Annotated in this window: 1 pseudogene; it reads right to left on the bottom strand. The window is 48.9% G+C overall.

Annotated elements, in window-relative coordinates:
- Positions 1-47: 47 nt before the first annotated feature.
- Positions 48-524: pseudogene (locus tag R7R24_RS29640) on the bottom strand (alpha-hydroxy-acid oxidizing protein); the annotation flags it as partial.
- Between the last annotated feature and the right edge of the window lie 24 nt (positions 525-548).

Genomic DNA, 548 nt, shown 5'->3' with positions numbered 1-548 from the left:
AATACACCAATCCAGTTGTGATCGCCGTTTTTCTGTAACGCTTCTTACCGCGGATTAATGAGCACAAACAAGGCATCTGCTTGAATCGCCTCAACCGCACGTTGCGCGTTATCCAATTTGCCTTTGTCACGCAGTTGAGCAGCTCCTAAGTTTGAGTACAGCGGCACACCTTTCGCGAGTTCACGGATGGCTTTACCCAAGCCAGAGTGCTGGCTTTCTTCTAAGCTGATCCGCTGAGAGCCCACACCCATCGCGATACCTAACTCGCTTGCGGCTTCAGCTAAGCGGCAGTTGATCGTTTCGGCGTCTCTCGCGCCCCCCGTCATGGAGCTGATCAAAAACGGCAGCGCCAATCGATGGCCAAGAAACTCAGTCGATAAATCGATAGTGTTGAAGTCACATTCTGGCAGCGCACAATGTTCAAACTCGACAGACTCAAAACCCGCCGTTTTCTTTTTCATGCTCATGTCATGATGTAAAACAGCGTCTAAATGTAAGTCTTTTCGGTTAGTTTGCGAAGCCATAATGTCACCCTAAAGTAAAACAGT

Source organism: Vibrio sp. 704, assembly GCF_033339295.1.
The sequence above is the reverse complement of the archived record's forward strand: the minus strand, read 5'-3'. Positions and strand labels throughout refer to the sequence as shown.